Genomic DNA, 18,415 nt, shown 5'->3' on the forward strand with positions numbered 1-18,415 from the left:
ATATGTCCGTCCGGCCCGGATGGTCCGTGGCCCCAAAGCTCCTGCGGTGACCGAACTCCGGTTGCAGCCGCCTACCGAACTTCCCAAGCCGGTACCACCATCCAAATTCAAGGTGATTCTGCCTGTGATCATGGTGGCGGCAATGGTGGGCATGATGGTGATGCTCTTCCGCAGCGGGATGAACATGTCGCCGATGATGCTGTTCTTCCCGATGATGATGATGGTGTCGATGTTCGGCATGATGAGCGGGCAGATGGGTGGCGGCGGGGGCACTTCGGCGGCGAGTCTCAACGAAGAACGCAAGGACTACCTGCGCAGTCTCACCGATAACCGGAAGACGGTGCACGACGCGGAACGCGATCTGCACACCTACCTGCGCTATACCCATCCCGGCCCGATCGAGATCGCCCGTCTGGTCGGCGGCAAGCGCATGTGGGAGGTGCAGGTCGCCAGCCCGCAGTTCCTGCGTATTCGCATCGGACGCGGTCGCATCGCCAATCAGGTGCGGGTGATCGTGCCGGAGGCGGCACCGACCTCGGATCTGGATCCCGTCGGTGTGGTCGAGCTGACCCGCTTCGCGAAGGCGTATTCGACCGTCGGCGGAATGCCGGTGGCGATCAATATGTTGTCCGCGCCGCAGATCGGTTTCGATGGCGACCCGGTCGCTGTCGCCGGTCTGATCCGCGCGATGGTGGCCGAAGCCGCGGTGTTGCACGGCCCGGATCAGATGGCGATCGCCGCGGCGCTCACCGATCCCGACGCGCTGGAGTGGGCGTGGCTGAAATGGTTGCCGCACACACAACATCCCACCGACACCGATGCGATCGGCGCCACCCGCATGGTGTACCGCAGTGTCGGTGAGTTGCGCGCGAAGGTATTGGCCGGGCTCAATCGAGGACCGTTCTCCGCCAACAGCGAGCCTGCGCTGGACCGCAAACATCATCTGCTGATCGTCGATGTCGGCGGACCGGCCAACGAGCGTGATATCTCCGGTATCGATGGCTGCACCTGGTTGCGGCTCGGCCCGTCGGAGCATTCGTTACCGCGTGCCCTGAAATTCATGGTGGATTCCGATCGTTCGCTCAGCGAGGTGACGTCGCGGGGTGTCCGGCGTGTCGGTATCGCGGACACGATGTCGTTGCCCGCGATGATGGCGCTGGCCCGCAGGGTGGCGCCCTACCGGCTGTCCACGGTGGTGGAGGCCGTCGCCGCGGAACAGGCGGGCGGCGGCACCTCATGGGAGGAGATGGTCGGGGTCACCGATCCGGGCGCCATCCGTGCGGAGCAGCAGTGGCCGGTGCGGCGCGACAGCGATCGGGCGCGGCTGAATATCCCGTTCGGCCATGATCCGGCCGGTGCCGTCGTCTACCTCGACATCAAGGAATCCGCCGAGGAAGGTATGGGCCCGCACGGTATGTGCATCGGGGCCACCGGTTCCGGAAAGTCGGAATTCCTGCGAACCCTTGTGCTTTCGGCAGTGGCGACGCACTCGCCCGACACCCTCAACCTCCTGCTGGTCGACTTCAAGGGTGGCGCCACCTTCCTCGGTTTCGACCGGCTCTCGCACGTGACCGCCGTCGTCACCAATATGGAAGAAGAGTCCGACCTGGTCACCCGTATGGAGGACGTGATCAACGGCGAGATGGTGCGCCGTCAGCGGATTCTGCGCGACGCGGGCAATTTCGCCAATGTCGCCGACTATGAGCGAGCACGGGAGCAGGGCGCGGATCTGGCGCCGTTGCCGACCCTGTTCATCATCCTGGACGAGTTCGCCGAACTGCTCGAGCATTACCCGGACTTCTCCAAACTGTTCGTCGCGATCGGACGACTCGGTCGATCGCTGCGCATCCATCTGCTGCTCTCGTCGCAGAAAGTGCCCGCCAACCGCATGGGCGAGCTCGAAGCGCATCTGTCCTATCGGATCGCGTTGCGCACCAACCAGACCAGCGACTCCCGTGACGCCATCGGTACCGCCGATGCGTATCACCTGCCGAAGAAGCCGGGTTCGGGGTATCTGCGGGTCGGTTCCGGTGACCTTCAGCGTTTCCAGGCGACCTATGTCGGTGACTCCTACACGCCGCGAGCGACTGTGTCGAATGCCGGGGGCGGAGGCAACCGGGCCCGGCGTCCAGGAGGTGGCTACCGGCCACCGCAGCGTTTCACCACCGGGCCGGTGTCGGAGCAACGTCCAGCGGTGGTCGAGCAGACCCAGACCCAGACCGCGGCCCGGCCCGACGCCGCCGCGGATGCGGACCAGATCACCGTGATGGAAACGGTCCTGCAACAGCTTGCTGGGAACGGTCGACCTGCGCACCGGATGTGGCTGCCGCCCTTGAATACTCCGCCCACGCTCGACCGGCTCACCGAAGGGGCGGAAGTGGGAACACTCCGGGTTCCGGTCGCATTGATCGACCGGCCGCGTCAGCAGCGCCAGGACTTCTGGTCCGCCGACCTGTCCGGCGCCGGCGGCCATATGGCGATCGTGGGTGGCCCGCAGTCCGGTAAGTCGACCGCATTGCAGACCTTCATTCTGTCCGCCGCGCTCACCCATACCCCCGAGCAGGTCCAGTTCTACTGTCTGGACTTCTCCGGTGGCGCTTTGGCGGTGTTGCGGGGGCTGCCGCACGTCGGGTCGGTCGCTGGTGCCCGCGACGAGGATCGGATCCGGCGCACTATCGCGCTGATCACCAATCTGCTCGAGGCCAGGCAGAGCTTGTTCGCCGAGTACGGGATCGACACCACCCGCAAGTTCCGCACCATGCGCAACGAGTACGGTTTCCGCCCGCCTTGGGTCGACCGGGATCCGCACGGCGATGTCTTCCTGGTGATCGATGGCTGGGATATCGGGTTCGCCACCAATGGACCCTATTTCGACGAGTACGGCTCGACGATGGAACAGCTCGCCTTGCAAGGGCTGAATTTCGGTATTCACCTTGTTGTCTCGAGCTCCCGCTGGATCGCGATCCGGCCGTCGGTCAAGGACATGATTCAGACCCGGGTCGAGATGCGACTCGGTGATCTGACCGACACCACATTCAACACCCACCGCAACGTCATCGCTGCCATTCCGGCCGATCGGCCCGGTCGCTGTATTTCCACCGAGGCGCTGCACATGTTCACCGCCCTGCCGCGTATTGATGGTGTGGCTGAAGCGGACTCGGCAGCGGACGGGCTCGCGGCAGCGATCGAAGAGGTCGGGCGCCGCTATCCAGGGCGTCGAGCACCTGAGGTGAAACTGCTGCCCGCGCAGCTCGATTACGATGCGATTCCGTCCCGGCCCGCGCCGACGAATCTGGCCGAACGGCTGGTTGTTCCGTTCGGTGTGCGTGAATCGGACTTGAGCGCCGCCACGATCGACTTCGGTGTCTCGACCCACTTCATGGTGCTCGGCTCGTCCGGATCTGGTAAGTCGTCGGTGCTCGCCGCGCTGCTGGAATCGATCACCCGCCAGTTCGACGCCTCACAGGCTCGAGTGCTGCTCATCGACTATCGCCGTAGGCATCTCGGTGCGGTTCCCGACGATATGCTGATCGCGCATTTGACCAATGAACGCGACGTGATCGAGGGGCTGCCGCCGCTGATCTCGAAGATGCGTGGTCGGCGTCCACCCGACTCGGTGACCACACGCCAGCTCGCGGAGCGCTCCTGGTGGTCGGGTCCCGAGGTGTTCGTCTTCGTCGACGACTACCACATGGTGGTGCAGCGCGGTGGGCTGAATCCGCTCGAGCCGCTGAAGGAGATCCTCGTGGACGGCCGTGACACGGGCCTGCACGCGATCATGGCGCGCAATATCGCTCAGGCCGATACCGCCCTGTATGACAACGTCATCGGACAGATCAAGAACCTCAACTCCTCCGGTTTGATCATGGACGGCACTCGACAGGACGGCGTGCTCTTGGGTGATGTGCGCCCGTCCAAGCAGCCGCCGGGCCGCGGAATCCTGGTGGAGCCGATGCTTTCTCGGCGTGATCTCGTCCAGTCGGCGTGGATAACACCACGGCTGTGATGTGTGAGACTTCCCACTGCTGGGTATAATTTACCGTTCTACTCAGAACCGGGCTCGATCCGAGTCCGGATCGTGACGCTGATTGGAGTAATGCGATGTCACTCCCTCTTAATGTCTCGTCTGAGCACCTGCTGTTGACCAGTGCTGGCATGGGTTTTGATCAGTCCGCGTTCGAGGCTGCGCTGATTCACCAAGCGCCGGGGACGCAAGCAATGCCCGCTGCCCTCGACGAAGTCAGCGGTGCAGCGAAGGAAGTATTCAACGCCGCTGGCATGGACTTTCTCGGTGTTACCGGCGACGGCGCCTTCAAGGGGCGCGACGGAGGTGAGGTGCTGAAGCCGGTTGCCGTCGAGTACACCGCCACCGACATCGCCTCGGGTGGCACAGTCTCCAGTCTCAGCCAGGCCTTCATATAGAGCGCAGAAACACCGGAAAGAGGTGGCATTGTGCCGATCTTCGCTGCGGATCCTCTGTTCTGGATTTCCTACAAGCTGCACACGGGCCCCGGGGCGTTTCCCATGATAGGTACCTCGAATACCTATCACGGGATCGCTGAAACACTGCGCATCGCGGCATCGAGCACGGAGAGTCATGCCGCAAGCCTCGCGCATACCTGGGAGGGTGACACGGCGAACAAGGCGCTCGCCGCCTATCGGCGGCACGCAGGTTGGCTTCGGCGACAGGCTCAACACGCGGACATGATCGCAGAGCGCTGTATGACTCAAGCTCACCTGTACGAGGCGGCTCGTACCACGATGCCACACTATGCGGCGATCGCCGCGAATCGGACACGAGCGCTCACCTATGCGGCTTCGGCCGGCACAGCGGTGGGCATGGCCGCGATGGCGATCAACGAGTTGGAATATGCCCTCATGGCGGAGGCCGCGATACGAACGATGGTCACCTACGCCGGGGCGTCGGCAGCGAACGCCGTGCTCCCACCCGCGGAGCCAGCGCCGCATATCGTGGCCCCGGGTGCTGGGGGTGGCGGTGATCCGCTGAACCTGCTACCAGGCGGTGGTGGTTCGACGGCAAACGATTTCGGTCGCGGTCCTGGTGATACCAGCGGCGGCCGGGGACCTGATGGCCCCGGACCGTCGAGCCCACGTCCGGGTGATCCGGGCAGTGGGGGGCCGTCCGATCCCGGCAGCGCCGGGCCATCCGATCCCGGCACTGGTTCGCCCAGCACACCCGACACCACGCCGACGCCTGGTAACAGTGGACCGGCAGACGGTTTGCCGGGCGAGGGGCAGCTACCACCCGGTGACTCGATGACCGGTCCGGAAACCCTCGGGGAGCTGCCGATCAACGGTCCCGACGGGCCCATCGATCCTGCGCTGACGGATATGGGCTACTTCGGAACCACGCCGGGGTCGAGGACGCTGGATGGGTTGACCGGCGGCGTGGGCAGTTCGGTCGCTCTCGGACTGGCGCGTGGTGGTATCGGCGGTATGCCCGGCGCGGCCACCGGATTCCGGATGCCGGCCAACTGGACACTGCGTGCTCCCGGTGCCACCTTCGGGGCGCTTCCTCCGGCAGGCGGTGCGCCTCCCGCACGCAACATGCCACCGCGCGGCGCGATCGCGCCCAACACACGCCGCAGGCGTCGCGACCGCGAAGAGTTGCGCAAGCCCGCCGCGGTCTACACCCCAGGCGAAACCCAGGAGGTGCCCGAACTGGAGAAACCCCCGGCCATCGGTGTCATCGAATACCACGACGAGGACACCACGTCGCAGCACAAGGAAGTCCTCGGCGAACCAGTCCGAGGCTGAGTACAGGCATACCTGGAAGGAATGAAGAATGGCTATTTCGTACACCGGTGCACCGGAGGATGTGCAGGCGTTCGGTGACAAGTTCCATGGACATGTCTCCGTCATGTCCGGTCATATCACGGCGCTGGATAACGTCAAAGATCAGTTCCGCGGGGCGGTCAATAATTCGGCGACCGGCACCGCGATTCAGACGAGCTTCAACAACGCGATTTCTAAAGGCCAGCAGTTGCGAGACTTTCTGCAGCAGGCCGCCGACGTCATGAAGGCGAACGGCGCGGCGATGGACAACATCGCCCAGGAAGGCGCCGGTCAGATCGCGAAGGGCGATTACAACTTCTGAGCCGACCGGTCGGTCGATTTTTTGAAAGGAAGAATGACAAATGCTCAATAATTACGAACGCGCCGACGAACTCGGGCGCGCGACCAGTGCCTTGCTGGGGCAGATGGATATCGACGCCGGGGAGCGGAAGACGCTGGTCAACCTGGTGAGCTCGGCGTTCCAAGGCGAGGCCGGTAGCTCGAACGACCTCTTCCAGAAGGAGTTCACCCGAAGGGTTGACGCATACGATCAGGCGCTCACGGATCTGAACAAGACAGTTGTCAGCGTGACCGGTATCGGCGGAACAACGCACACCCGCGACAAGATTGAAGCCGCCAAGTACGATGCCATTCTTGGCCTCTGACGGAGCCCCGCACAATCGTGGTCAACTTCTCGCAGGAGTCACTGGTCGCCGAGACGGATGAGGACGACGATCTCGATCCGATCGTCGTCGATCTGAACGTCGACGCGGCGTTGGTGCTGCAATCGCTGGTCGGTATCGAATCCTATCCGCTGGTGCTGGCCCTGCATCCCAACATCTACGACGAAGACGACCACGCACGTGTTCACGCGGTCGTCCTCGACCAGCTCGCCGAGGCGGGCATCGTCGAGGACGGCCGCGTACTGCCCGTGGTGGCGCGGTGGCTGCGGTGTCTGTACCGGCCGGATACCGAAATGGCGGTCCGGGTGGTCGACACCGGTTTCGGCGGCGAATCGCAGGCGATGCTCCGAATGTCGCTGGTGCGTCAGGGCGACACTCATGTGTTGGCGGCGCGCAACGATGATCATGTGACCATCCAGTCGGTGTTTCATGAGGGCGACGGTCTGGAGACCCTTGCCGCCGCGGTGTCGGCAGCTGTCGGGCCCTGCCCCGCGGCGCAATTCGAACCGCTCACGGCCACTGCCGAACAACTCAACGATATGCCCGCCGATCAGTCCGAACACCGTCAGGCGTTGCTGGAGCTCGGCGCGCACCGGCACACTGCCGGCGTGCTCAGCCGGGTGCACAACGAGGTTGTTCGCCGGACCGAGATCGTAATGTTCGAGTATCACGACGGAGGCACGGCGGAGCCAAAGGTGAGCGCTAATGTGCTCGATACTCCGTCGGGGCGGATTGTCGTGACACCGAGCGTCGCGATGGACGGTCGGTTGTGGTGCACTTATCTGCCCGGCGACGACGCTGCGGTACATGCCGCGGTGGCGGCGCTGGTCGAGTTGTTACCCGGCCGCAGTTGGTTCGATACCTCCCGTACCGATTGACCGTCCCACGTGAGCTTTTCGAGAGGACGAACAAATGAACCGAGCACCGACCACCAACGGTCATTCGGCCGAGCCTGCCCGGGCTCGCGGGGGCTATGACGCCTATTTCGCCCAGCAGCTGGACCGGCCGGTGAATCCGGCCGCCGGTCCCGGCCCTGGTGCTTCCGCCGGTTCCGTTTCGCAACCCCCCGCGGCGTCGGCGCCGCAACCGGCCGAACCGGGACCGCAGCCGGTCGCTGCTGCCCCGCCACCGGCAACCGGTGAGACCGGGCCATCGCCATCGGTGACCACGGCAGGGCCGATCAGCTCGCTGTCGATGCCGTCGAGTGATCCGACGCAGGCTGCCCCGCCCGCGCCGGGGCCCGCGTCCACGAATCAGGCGCAGGCCCAGGCCATGCCCACTCAACCGGGACCTGCTCCGGCACAGACTTTTCCGGTGGACGGCGCCCAGCCCGACCCCTCCGCCGGCGCCCAGCCGCATTGGGTGCCCGATCGCATAGGCACCGGCAATGTCGATCACTCCCGGGTGGAAGTGCTTCCGGTCGCGTTGACCTCGATCGAGCTGCTGTCCAACATTTCAGCGGCGAATCAGGCTCAGCTGCGTTCCAACAGCGGTGTACGCGGTGCCCTGAACAAGGTGGGGTTCAAGCTCGGTCTCTCACCCGCCGAACAGCGGACCGAGGAACGCCGCGGCCGCATCAGGCGCCAGCTCAACAGCACCTATCAGATCGCGATGGTGAGTGTGAAGGGCGGCGTCGGCCGTACGACCACCACGGCGGCGCTCGGCTCGACCTTCGCGGGTCTGCGCCCCGACCGAGTCGTCGCCATCGACGCCAATCCGGATTTCGGGGATCTGTCCACCCGTACCGTCCGCCATCCGTACGGCCTCACGCTGCGTGAGTTGGCTCGTGACCCCAATCTGTCCGCGTTCTCCGCGGTGCAGTCCTATACGTCGATCAATTCATCGAATCTCGCGGTCCTCGCTTCGCCGTGGACCACCGAAGCCAACGAGGCGCTGTCGGGCACCGAGTACGGCACCGGTGTGGAAATCCTGCGGCGCCATTACAACCTGCTGATGGTCGACTGCGGTACCGGAGTGCTCGACTCGGCCACCAGGACGGTGCTGCAAACCAGTGACGCGGTCGTGGTGGTCACCCCGGCCACGGTGGGTGGAGTGACCGGTGCGGTCGCGACTCTCAACTGGCTCAGCACGCACGGCCTCGATCGGCTGATCGCGAAATCGATCGTCGCCATCGTGCATCATCAGCCACTCAAGCCGACCGTGGACGTCGAGGCCATCGAGAACCTTTTCGCCACGGCTCAGCGGCCCACCTTCACGCTGCCCTATGATCCGCATCTGGCCGAGGGCGGCGAGATCGATCTGCGCCTGGTCGCGAAGGAGACCCTGCTCGCGTTCGAAGAGCTGGCCGCGGCGCTGGCCGATGACTTCCCGACTCATCTCGCCGGAGATCCCGGCCATCACGGAGGGTGGCGATGACCACTGCTGTTGCGCCACCGTCGAGTTCGGCTGCGGCGAATGGGGCGCAACCGCCCGCCGAGGTAGCGCGGGCTCGGATCGCGGTACTGATCGCGACCTATCAGGTCGATGTGGTGGTCCCGACCAAGTTCACCATCGAGACGTTCATCGACGATCTGCTGGTCGTACTGGCCGCGGCCATCGATGACGAGACCGTCGATTTCACGCCCGCGGCCGGGCAGTGGAGCCTGGGGCGGCCGGGTGAACCGGCGATGCCGCGATGGCGCACCCTGGCCGACCATGATGTCGTCGACGGCACCGTGCTTGTGCTGTCGGCGGTCGAATCGGCCGAGGTGTTCACCCCTGTCGTCGAGGACATCACCGATGCCTTGGCCTTGATCAACGAGCGCGAGTTCGCCGAATTCGACGCGCGCGCCGCCGCCACGGTCGGATTGGCCGTCCTCGGTGCGGGCGCCACCGCCATCGCCGCGTTGCTGTCATGGTCGTGGACCCGCACCGGGTCGGTGTGGTGGTGTGCCCTGCCCGCGCTGTTGCTCGGGATGATCTGCTGGGGTGCCGCGGTGCGTTCGCGGGGCCGCGAGGGCGCGGCGCGGATCTGTCTCGGTCTGTCACTGGCCGCGCTGCCACTGCTGTTCGCGGGTGCGGCGATGCTCGTCCCACCCGCCTACGGTGAACCGGGGCCGTTCGCCGCGGCCAATGTGGCGGCGGGGGCCGTGGTGGCCGCCGTCTCCGCGGCGGCCATGATCCGGCTGACCGGACTCGGTATCGCCACATTGATGGCGGTGACCGTGCTCGGCATATCGCTGACCGTTGCCGCCTTGCCGCTGACCTACTCGGATCTGCATATGCGTCAGGTGTCGGGTGGGGCGGTGTTCGTCGGGCTGATCCTGCTCACGTTGGCGCCGCGGCTCGCGGTGGTGATCGCGCGGATCCGGCCGCCCGACCTGCCCGACCCCGGCAACGAGGTCGCACCGTCGACGCTGACCGGCATCTTCGACGCCGAATCCGGTGGTGACGGTGAGCAGGACCGAACCGACGACGCCGAGCGGGCCGAGCAGGCCGACCGCGGAATCGAGAGCAGGGCCCGGCTCGCGGTGACCAGTCTGCGCGGCTTGATCGCCGCGATCTCCACGGTGTTGGCGGTCGGCGCGGTGATCACCGCCGCCGTCAGCCCGGGTGGGATCCGCGAGATCGTCATGGCCGGTGCGGTAGCGGTGGTTCTGGTGCTGCGGTCACGCTGGTATCCGGATCTGGTTCAGGCGATCGCGTTGGTGACAGCCGCCGCGGTGACGGTGATCGGTGTGGGCTGGGTGCTGGTCGGCGCGTATCAGACCGCACCAGCGCGTTTGGTCGTCGTCGCGGTGATCGCCGTGGCCGCGATGGCGGGATGTGTTGCGGCGGTGCGGTTGCCGGGCAAACGGTTGTCGCCGCCGACCCGACGCGTCATCGACCTCATCGAATACGCCCACATCCTGGTCGTGCCGATCATCGCCTTCTGGATCATGGGCATCTACACCGCGATGCGGGCGATCTGATGAAGATCGGACGTGTCGCGGTAGCGGGCCTCGTCGGGCTCATGCTGGCGATCGCGGCCGGACCGGCTGCCGCCGTGCAACCACCGGAGGTGGTCGCCGGACCGCCGCCACCGGATGATCCGCCGGGCCCGGAGTTTCCCACCAAGCAGAACATGGCCTGTCTGGCGACCGGGGTACTGCCCGACAGCGACCTGTCCCAGGTACCGCCGCCGGATCTGGCGCTGGATCTGGCGGCGGCGAGGGCGTTGAGTCGCGGCTCGGGCGTGACTGTCGCCGTGGTCGATACCGGAGTGCAGCCGAACCCGCGGCTGCCGACGGTGGTCGGCGGCGGCGACTACGTCACCGCTGGCGGCGACGGGCTCTCCGACTGCGATGCGCACGGCACACTTGTCGCTGGCATCATCGGCGCGAGCCCCGATCCCGCCGATGCGTTCGGTGGTGTGGCGCCGGAAGCCAGGATCATCTCCATCCGCTACCGCTCGGGGGCGTTCCGATCCGAGTTCCCCACCAACTCCGGGCAGGGGCAGGGGCAGGAACTCGCACTCGAGGTCCGCAATATGGCGCGGGCGATCGTGCGCGCCGCGAACCTGGGAGCGGGTGTGATCACCGTGTCACTGCCGATCTGTGTGCCGGTCGACGCACCCGTCGATCATGCGATGCTCGCCGCTGCCGTCGGATACGCCACTCAGGTCCGTGGTGCGCTGATCGTGGCGGGGGCGGGGAACGCGGGTACCAGCGGCTGCACGCAGAACCCCGGAGTCAATCCTGGCAACCCCGCCGACGAACGGAACTGGTCCGGAGTGAAGACCATCTCGACACCCGGCTGGTACAGCCCGACGGTGTTGACCGTCGGCTTCAGCACCGCGACCGGCACACCGATGCCGGATTCCCTGACCGGCCCGTGGGTGTCGGTTTCCGCGCCCGGTACCGGTATCGAGTCACTGGGTCCCGGCGGAACCGGCCTGATCAACGGCGTCGGCGAACCCGGGAAACTGGTACCGGTGGCCGGTGCCTCGTTCGCCGCCGCCTACGTCAGCGGCGTCGCGGCGCTGCTGCGTTCACGCTTCCCCAACGAGACGCCCGCCGAGATCATCGCGCGGCTGCAAGCCGCGGCGCATGAACCGGCCCGCGGGATCGACAATGCCGTCGGTGCCGGGATGATCGACCCGATGGCCGCGCTGTCCTACCGCACACCGCCGAAGCCGCCCGCCGGATTGTTCCAGGCCGGACCGCTACAGATGCCCGATCCGCCCCGGGCCGACGATGCGCGTCCGGCGGTGACGGCGACGGTGGTCGTATTGGTCGCGGTACTCCTCGGAGCCGCGGCGACATACGCAGGCAACGCGACCCGGAGGCGGCGTTGAGATTCCCCAGTGTTCGCGTCGGCGGTGCCGAACGCGTTCCGTTCGCGGTGCTCGCCGTCGGCGGCAGCCCCGCCCTGGTGGCGCTGTCCGTGCACACGCCGTGGTGGGTCGGCGCCTGTGTGGTCACCGTATTGCTGGTGACGGTCACCGTGCGCGTCAACGGCCGTACCACTGTGCGCTGGTTACTGGATTGGGTCGAATACCGGTTCGGCCGTGCGGGGCGCGCGGCGGCGCTCGACGCGGTGTCGGAGCTGCGGGACGTGTCCACGCCCAGCGGGATCTGCGGCGTCCGCACCTCGGGTTCCACTCTGATCGCGATGATCCAGCTCGCGCCCGACCTCGACCTGCCGACGGTCATCGCGGACAAGACCATCTACACCGAGGACACCGTCCCGGTCGACGCGCTGATCCCGTTGCTCGACCACTACGGCATCGCGGTGGATATCGACATCGTCACCACCGGTCAGCGAGTGCGGCCCACCGGCAGCTACAGCATGCTCTACGACCAGCTGATCGGCACCCACGCCGTCGTCGGGGACCGGCTCACCTGGTTGGTGGTCCGATTGGATCAGGAACGCAACCTCGATCTGCTGGCCCGGCGCGGGCCGTGCTCGGTGGTAGCGCCGAAAGCGCTGGCGGCGGCGGCGCTACGCATCGCGGGTCGTTTGCGTGAACGTGGTATCCAAGCGCACGCACTACCTGCCGGAGCCCTCTCCGACGCCTCCCGGCTGCTGCACGCCGGTGTCGAACTCTCCGATCTGCGTGAGACGTGGCGCAGGCTGGAATCATCGGCTCCCGGCCGCTGTGTGACCAGCTATCTCATCGACTGGACCCGACTCGACGGTGCGGGGCTCGACGACTGCTGGTCGTGGAACAGCGGGCGCACCACGCTGGTGGTGAGTCTGACCGCCGACAACGGTCCACGCGCCCTCGTCCGTTTCATCGGTCCCGCTGTAGACCCCAAGGACCTCCCCGACTATCTGCGACTGGTCTCCGGTCGCCAGGCGAGCGCGCTGCTGGCTTCGCTGCCGGGTGGTCTGTCGGTCGACGACCTGCCCGCCGATGAGACCGGCAGTGATGTCGCGACGGTGGATCAGCTGTGGGAGCTGCCCATCGCGATCGGGCCGAGTGGTCAGATCCTCGGTGCGGTCAGTGGGCAGCCGCGGCATACGCTGGCGCTGCCGTTGTTCGATCCCGCGCGGTACAACCCGCGCAGACGCTCGATCGATGTCCGTGCGCAGTTGGCGGTGGCTCAGCAGATACTGCTGCGCGCGACCGTGGTGGGTGCGGAAGTGGAGATCCATACCGACCGGCCGCAGCGGTGGCGCCAGCTCGTGTCGGCCGTCGGAGACCCCTCGACGATGCGGTTGGCCGGGGATGGTCAAGGCCGCGACAACGGCTCGGGTGCTTCTTCTTCGGCGACCATCGCCGTATTCGATCAGGTGCCCGCGCACGCGTCCGCGGCGCAGACGACCGTCACCATCTCCGATCCGGGCGTGCCGCGTAGGCGGGCCGCCGATCTGGCGATCGATCAGGTGAGTGCCACGGCCGTGGATGTCAGTATTCCGATGCGTCGGGTGCGGGTGGATCTGATCGAACCGCGGGGTGAAACCCGCTACCTCGATGCCCCCGACGCACCCGCCCCGGCCGGGCCGCAGGCGGGTTCGGAAGTGGCCTTGCTCGCCCCACCAGGTGGTCGTCGTGTCGGATGATCCGTGGAGACGGTAAGGTCGCAGATCGTGGCAGCGGACTCCCGGTCGGATGTCGAATCCTCCCCTCAGTCGAACGACGCGGACGAACTCACTCCGAGGCAGTCCGCGGCGGCGATATTTTCCAGTAAGTTGTCGGAGCTGATCGCGGAGTCGGTGGTATCCACCGACGACGGATCCACCCGGTCGCTGACGTTGTACTCGCTCGCGCAGCACCTGGAACTGGCCTACCCGGATGTGCCGGTGTCCCAGTCGGGGCTGTACCGGCTCATCCACGGGCAGGCGATCCCACGGCTGGACCTCATCATCGCCTTGGCGCGGGTATTCGACGTTCCGCCTGAATATTTCGTCACCGCCGACAAGTAGCCGGCCCACGCGCTGTTCTCGGTGTCGGGAATAGCGCGGGCTCGTCGAGTGCCCCGGCCCGGCTACCATCCGACGCATGCCCGCCGAGGATCCGGGAGATGTCTTCCTTCGAAACCGCGGCGCGGTGCTGGATGCTTTGCTGTCCGATCCCGCGCTCGGGTCATCCGGCGGAGGTACGGTCGCGGATCGTCCGGCATCAGCAGCCGCGGCGCCATCTGGCAACACACCCGATCCAGAACTCATGGCGGCGATCGCCGCGTCCGCGGCGCAAGCCTCGTCGAGTGGGGCCGGAGCACGTCAGCGCGGGGGCGGGACCAGCGCGAGCGATCGAATCAACGCGCTACTGAACGGCGAGTCACCGGATACCGGCTCACGGTCGGAGCTGGGCTCGGACTACGCGGGCGTGCCAGCGTCGCGGCTGCGTGAAGCTGCCGGAGAGGACGCACAACGCACCGAGGCACCTACCGCCGCCGAACGTCCGCCCCATGCGGCCGGTAGCCGTGGCGGTGGCGCGGATCAGTTCGCTCGTGACCTGGTGACACAGCTGCGCAAGCCCAAAGTGGCCCTCGCGGTGGCTGCCGCGCTGGCCCTCTTGCTGGTGTTCGTACTGGTGGTCAGCGGTGGCGGGGAGCAGCAGCCGAGTCAGCCGCAGGTGCTCACCCAGCCCGCAACCACCGCGTCCGAGCCGGTGCCGACCGGTCCGGCCCCTGGCAGTGTCATCGAGGTGCGTTCGGCGGTATCGCAGTGTCCGCCCGGCGGTACCGACGCGATGGACGCCTTCTCCGGTGAACCGGGTAAGGCCTGGTCATGTGCGCGCGCGTACCAGGTCGATGGTCAGATCATGCGCATCGATCTGGGAAAGACCTACGAGATCGACTCGATCGCGATCGTGCCCGGCTGGGATCATGTGGGCACCGACGGCGTCGACCAGTGGGCGAAGAACCGCACGGTCAGTCGGGTGTCGTACCAGTTCGACGACGAGGACGCCACGGTGTACACCCAGGAGACCCTCGATCAGCGCACGCTGGTGGAGACCAAGATCGACCCGCCGATCCAGGCCTCGGAGATCGTGCTGACCGTGCTGGAATCGGCCGGCGAGTCCTCGGTCAATACGACCGCGATCTCCTCCATCGTCATCACCGGGCGGTGAGAGTGTCACCGTGTCCGCGCTGATCTGTCAGTACTGCTCCCACCGTGACACCGCTGGGCACGGCAAATGCATGAACTGCGGTGCGCCATTGGCCGCGGCCGGTGCGCAGACGACGCCGCGACCCGAACCGGCGACGGCGCCCGAGCCCACCCCCGTGGCCATGATCGGCACCGCGCTGCGCAAGTTCGGCGAGGTCGTCCGCGACGACGCGGCGGTGGTACGCAAGGAGGCCGAGGCGGTCGAGCATGCGGTCGCCCACGTACCGCATCCGCGCTGGCAATGGCAGGCCGTGGCGGCCGTGCTCGGGGTGATGCTCGTGCTCGGCTTCTTCCTGATCAAATCGTGCTCGTTCTCGATAACGCCACCCACCGGAATCCCCATGGGATCGGTGACGACGGCGCTGCCGGCGCCCTTGCGAACGGCTGCGTCCTGTCAGCCGATGACGGATGCGGGCGCGGCCGTCGAGCGCTGCGTCATCGGCGCGGCCGACCCGATGCTGGCCGGTGCGATCACCGCGAAACGGGATCTGATCTTCCACGCTCGGGTGGTGCCGCGAACCACCTTGAACGAGACCGTCGGCCAGTGGCGGGCGGCGGGTGCGACGGTGGTGACCGATGGCGCGGTGTTCGCGGCCGTGAGCCCGTCGGCCGCTGTGCAGTACGCCAACCCGAGCACCGGATTGTTGCTCGACAGCGGCACTTTCGCCGGTGTGGCGGCGGCGCGGACATTCCTGTCGCGCTCGGGCCTGCTCCCGTGACCGCGGATCTCGCGAACGGCGAGCTATAAACCTCTAATTAATGTACCGTTGAATAACGGTACGTTGAACAACGTATTTCTCTTGCTCGGTACCCGACTGGACGATGGCGGAAGGCGCAGGTCAACGGTGACAACCACACAGAACGCGATGGATGCGACACAGTTCAGGGGTGATCCGACCGAGCTGGAGCCGGCCTACTTCCGCTGGATCCGACCCGATTCGACCACCCTGACCATCACCGACCGCGCGAGCCATATCCTGCGCCACCATCTGCAACTGGCCGCGCATCGCGCGCCGGGCACGGTCTCGACCAGGGTCTACCGCGCCGACGACGATTGCGGACTCGGGCTCGCCCTCCAGATCGTCAACGACGATATGCCGCTGCTGGTCGAATCGGTCACCTCGGCGCTGCATCGTCTCGGCGCCACCGTGGCCGAGGTCGTGCACCCGGTCTTCGACGTCACCAGGGACGAAGCGGGCGCACTGCGTGCGATCGCCGCGCGCGATGGCGACGGCGCCCGCCGCGAGCAGACCGACGCGCTCAGCTACCCCGAGTCGTGGATCCATGTGCAGCTCGATCCGGCCGTCACCGATGAGACGCTGGACCGGATCGAACAGGCACTGCCGCAGGTGCTCAGCGATCTGCGCTCGGTCACCGATGACACGCCCGCCATGGTCGAATCGTTGACCACCCTGGCCGATCGGCTCGACCGCACCGCGGAATGGGCCGATGACGCCGAGATCTCCGAATGCGCGCAGCTGCTGCGCTGGCTGGCCGACGGTCATTTCACGGTGCTCGGCTACAGCGACTACCGGATGCGCCGCACCAGCCCGACCCCGGACGCCGAATTCGGCATGTGGCAGGTGCCGGGCACCGGACTCGGTGTGCTGCGCGATGGTTCCGGCGCCGAGATCCCGGTTCCGGTGCTCGGCGCGAAGCGTCCGGTGCTGCGGCTGGCCAATGGCACGGTGGACTCGTTGATCCCGGGTTCACGGGATCTGTACTTCATCAGCGTCGCCGAATACGCCACCACCGATCCCGGCGGGGCGGGGGCTTCCGGCGATACCGTCGCGGCGGTCAAGGGTGAGCACGTGTTCGTCGGCACCTTCACGGTGACCGCACTGCACGAGAACATCCTCGACATCCCGGTCATCTCGCGCCGGGTGCATCAGGTCATCGAATGGGCCGGGTTCGAACTGAACTCGTTCTCCGGCCAGGGAATGCTCGAGGTGATGCAGACCTTCCCGCGGGTCGAGCTGTTCTCCACCGACGCGCGCCGACTCTTCGAAACCGTTTCCGCGGTCATGAATCTCGGGCTGCGGCGCCAGATCCGGCTGTTCCTGCGCCAGGACGCGCGCAGCGGCGCGATCTACTCGCTGGTCTACATGCCACGTGACCGGTACTCCACCGAGGTCCGGTTGCGGATGCAGGACATCCTGCTCGCGGAGTTCGCCGGAGATCAGATCAGCTATTCGGCCAGGGTCACCGAATCGGAGCTGGCGGTCGTGTACTTCACGGTGCATCGTGCATCGGGTGCGGCGGCGGATATGTCCGAGGCCAATCGCGAACGTGTGCAGGACATCCTGTTCGCCACGACGCGCACCTGGTCGGACCGGGTGGCGGAGGCCGCTGCGGGTGTCCCCGGTGTCACCAGGGCGGTCGCGACCGATTACGCCAACGCGTTCCCGGCGAGCTACCAGCAGGAGTTCGGCGCCGATCGGGCGCTGGCGGATCTGCGCAGGCTGGAGCGCCTCGGCGACGGTGAAATCGATACGACGTTGTACCGGCTGCCCGACGCGCCGTCGGGGGAGTGGCGGTTCACCCTCTATGTCGCGGGCGCCGGTGTGTCGCTGAGTCGGGTGTTGCCGGTGCTGCACAGCCTCGGGGTCGAGGTGGTCGACGAGCGCCCGTACCGGATCGCGCGCGCGGACGGTTCACTGCGCTGGATCTATGATTTCGCTCTGCACGTGCCCGCCTCGCTGCTGCGCGATTCGCTCGACACCGAGATGGAGGCGGATCTGCTGGCCCCCGGCGGGGAGCAGGCCACCGGTATCCGGCAGCGTTTCCCGGCGGCGTTCGCGGCCATGTGGTTCGGCGACGCCGAGGTGGACGGCCTCAACGAGCTGGTCCTTCGCGCGGGTGTGCACTGGCGGCAGATCGCGGTGCTGCGGGCCTATGCGAAGTACTTGCAGCAGGCCGGATTCGCCTACACCTTCGGCAACATCACCCGCGTGCTGCTGGCGCATCCGGCGCTGGCGGCGGCATTCATCGAATTGTTCGACGCCTACTTCGATCCGGATTCGGCGGGCCAGGAGTCCGAGGAACGGATCGGCGCCATCTCCGAGCGCCTGCGCGCGGAGATCGACGCGGTGGTCAGCCTGGACACCGACCGCATCCTGCGTGCGGTACTGGAGTTGATCACCGCGACACTGCGCACCAACTACTTCCGCCGCGATCACAACGGTGTCGCGCCGAGCTATCTGTCGTTCAAGTTCGATCCGCAGGCGATCGCCGAACTGCCGAAACCCCGTCCGCGTTTCGAGATCTTCGTGTATTCGCCGCGGGTGGAGGGTGTGCATCTGCGGTTCGGTGCGGTGGCGCGTGGTGGTTTGCGGTGGTCGGATCGGTTGGAGGATTTCCGTACCGAGATTCTGGGTTTGGTGAAGGCTCAGGCGGTG

At 66.5% G+C, this 18,415-nt stretch carries 14 protein-coding genes and 1 pseudogene; all 15 read left to right on the top strand.

From position 1 onward, the window contains the following. Positions 1–46: 46 nt before the first annotated feature. Positions 47–4,006 carry a type VII secretion protein EccCa gene (eccCa, locus tag QH168_RS06980; protein ID WP_280233653.1) on the top strand — a complete coding sequence of 1,320 codons (3,960 nt, stop codon included), beginning with the start codon at positions 47–49 and terminating at the stop codon, positions 4,004–4,006. A 95-nt stretch (positions 4,007–4,101) separates the two neighbouring features. Continuing rightward, complete coding sequence (locus QH168_RS06985; RefSeq protein ID WP_280233654.1) at positions 4,102–4,422, top strand: PE domain-containing protein; 321 nt, start codon at positions 4,102–4,104, stop codon at positions 4,420–4,422. Between the two features lie 30 nt (positions 4,423–4,452). Then, a pseudogene (locus QH168_RS27680) lies at positions 4,453–4,929 on the top strand (PPE domain-containing protein); the annotation flags it as partial. A gap of 348 nt (positions 4,930–5,277) precedes the next feature. Continuing rightward, complete coding sequence (locus QH168_RS06990) at positions 5,278–5,778, top strand: hypothetical protein (RefSeq protein ID WP_280233656.1); 501 nt, start codon at positions 5,278–5,280, stop codon at positions 5,776–5,778. Positions 5,779–5,806: 28 nt separating this feature from the next. After that, positions 5,807–6,118, top strand: coding sequence for a hypothetical protein (locus tag QH168_RS06995; RefSeq protein ID WP_280233657.1), 312 nt, complete (start codon positions 5,807–5,809; stop codon positions 6,116–6,118). 40 nt (positions 6,119–6,158) lie between these two features. Then, positions 6,159–6,461, top strand: a complete 303-nt coding sequence (locus QH168_RS07000; protein ID WP_280233658.1) for a hypothetical protein — start codon at positions 6,159–6,161, stop codon at positions 6,459–6,461. 17 nt (positions 6,462–6,478) lie between these two features. Further along, positions 6,479–7,357: an ESX secretion-associated protein EspG gene (locus QH168_RS07005; RefSeq protein WP_280233659.1), complete on the top strand. Its 879-nt coding sequence runs from the start codon at positions 6,479–6,481 to the stop codon at positions 7,355–7,357. A 34-nt stretch (positions 7,358–7,391) separates the two neighbouring features. Beyond that, positions 7,392–8,855 carry a MinD/ParA family ATP-binding protein gene (locus QH168_RS07010; RefSeq protein WP_280233660.1) on the top strand — a complete coding sequence of 488 codons (1,464 nt, stop codon included), beginning with the start codon at positions 7,392–7,394 and terminating at the stop codon, positions 8,853–8,855. Continuing rightward, positions 8,852–10,390, top strand: a complete 1,539-nt coding sequence (gene eccD / locus QH168_RS07015; protein WP_280233662.1) for a type VII secretion integral membrane protein EccD — start codon at positions 8,852–8,854, stop codon at positions 10,388–10,390. Before QH168_RS07010 ends, eccD begins: the two co-directional genes overlap by 4 nt. Continuing rightward, positions 10,390–11,754: a type VII secretion-associated serine protease mycosin gene (gene mycP / locus QH168_RS07020; RefSeq protein WP_280233664.1), complete on the top strand. Its 1,365-nt coding sequence runs from the start codon at positions 10,390–10,392 to the stop codon at positions 11,752–11,754. Before eccD ends, mycP begins: the two co-directional genes overlap by 1 nt. After that, positions 11,751–13,466, top strand: coding sequence for a type VII secretion protein EccE (gene eccE / locus QH168_RS07025; RefSeq protein WP_280233665.1), 1,716 nt, complete (start codon positions 11,751–11,753; stop codon positions 13,464–13,466). The genes mycP and eccE overlap by 4 nt, the downstream gene beginning before the upstream one ends. Positions 13,467–13,595: 129 nt before the next feature. Then, positions 13,596–13,829, top strand: a complete 234-nt coding sequence (locus tag QH168_RS07030; RefSeq protein WP_280233666.1) for a helix-turn-helix domain-containing protein — start codon at positions 13,596–13,598, stop codon at positions 13,827–13,829. Positions 13,830–13,905: 76 nt separating this feature from the next. After that, complete coding sequence (locus tag QH168_RS07035) at positions 13,906–14,979, top strand: discoidin domain-containing protein (RefSeq protein ID WP_280233667.1); 1,074 nt, start codon at positions 13,906–13,908, stop codon at positions 14,977–14,979. Between the two features lie 10 nt (positions 14,980–14,989). After that, positions 14,990–15,736 (top strand): hypothetical protein, encoded by a 747-nt coding sequence (locus QH168_RS07040; RefSeq protein WP_280233668.1) that lies wholly within the window; start codon positions 14,990–14,992, stop codon positions 15,734–15,736. A gap of 126 nt (positions 15,737–15,862) precedes the next feature. Further along, the coding region (locus QH168_RS07045) for an NAD-glutamate dehydrogenase domain-containing protein (protein ID WP_280233669.1) at positions 15,863–18,415 on the top strand (2,553 nt) is incomplete at its 3' end.

Source organism: Nocardia cyriacigeorgica (assembly GCF_029868385.1).
In the GTDB taxonomy this organism is placed as follows: Bacteria; Actinomycetota; Actinomycetes; order Mycobacteriales; family Mycobacteriaceae; genus Nocardia; species Nocardia cyriacigeorgica_F.